This window comes from Rahnella sp. EDr1-12, assembly GCF_049206505.1.
GTDB classification, from domain to species: domain Bacteria; phylum Pseudomonadota; class Gammaproteobacteria; order Enterobacterales; family Enterobacteriaceae; genus Rahnella; species Rahnella rivi.
Genome location: NZ_JBLZNY010000019.1, coordinates 1 through 1,008, shown reverse-complemented (window position 1 = coordinate 1,008; position 1,008 = coordinate 1). Strand labels below are relative to the sequence as shown.

The 1,008-nt window shown below is 48.9% G+C and carries 1 tRNA gene and 2 rRNA genes; all 3 read left to right on the top strand.

Annotation, left to right across the window (positions count from 1 at the left end):
• Positions 1 to 84: ribosomal RNA gene (locus ACO0U8_RS24195) — 16S ribosomal RNA — on the top strand; the annotation flags it as partial.
• A gap of 142 nt (positions 85 to 226) precedes the next feature.
• Positions 227 to 302 (top strand) — tRNA-Glu (locus ACO0U8_RS24190).
• 223 nt (positions 303 to 525) lie between these two features.
• A 23S ribosomal RNA gene (locus tag ACO0U8_RS24185) occupies positions 526 to 1,008 on the top strand; the annotation flags it as partial.

Sequence of the window (1,008 nt, the reverse complement as noted above, 5' to 3'; positions counted from 1 at the left end):
GCGCTTACCACTTTGTGATTCATGACTGGGGTGAAGTCGTAACAAGGTAACCGTAGGGGAACCTGCGGTTGGATCACCTCCTTACCTAAAGATACGCATTGTGCAGTGTCCACACAGATTGTCTGATGAAATTAATGAGCAAGAGCACCTGTTGATGCGGTAAGGGCAACCTTACGCTGATGCGAAAAGTGCCAAACCACGGCGTGGTCTGGTGCGGATTTTTCGTGTCCCCATCGTCTAGAGGCCTAGGACACTGCCCTTTCACGGCTGTAACAGGGGTTCGAATCCCCTTGGGGACGCCACTCCGATAATGTGTGAAAGACATTATCACCGAATATCTTAAAGATGACTTTAACGAGTCGTGTTTAAGATATTGCTCTTTAACAATCTGGAACAAGCTGAAAATTGAAAGTTTACAGCTGAACATCACTCTCCGTAGAAGTACTGAGTGGTGGATTAGTCTGTAACAGAGTCTCTCAAATAATCGCAGCGCGACGATGTCTTTAAGACACCTTCGGGTTGTGAGGTTAAGCGACTAAGCGTACACGGTGGATGCCTAGGCAGTCAGAGGCGATGAAGGGCGTGCTAATCTGCGAAAAGCGTCGGTAAGGTGATATGAACCGTTATAACCGACGATACCCGAATGGGGAAACCCAGTGTGTTTCGACACACTATTGCATGGTGAATACATAGCCATGCAAGGCGAACCGGGGGAACTGAAACATCTAAGTACCCCGAGGAAAAGAAATCAACCGAGATTCCCCCAGTAGCGGCGAGCGAACGGGGAAGAGCCCAGAACCAACATCAGCGTATGTGTTAGTGGAAGCGTCTGGAAAGTCGCACAGTATAGGGTGATAGTCCCGTACACAAAAATGCATAGGTTGTGAGTTCGATGAGTAGGGCGGGACACGTGACATCCTGTCTGAATATGGGGGGACCATCCTCCAAGGCTAAATACTCCTGACTGACCGATAGTGAACCAGTACCGTGAGGGAAAGGCGAAAAGAA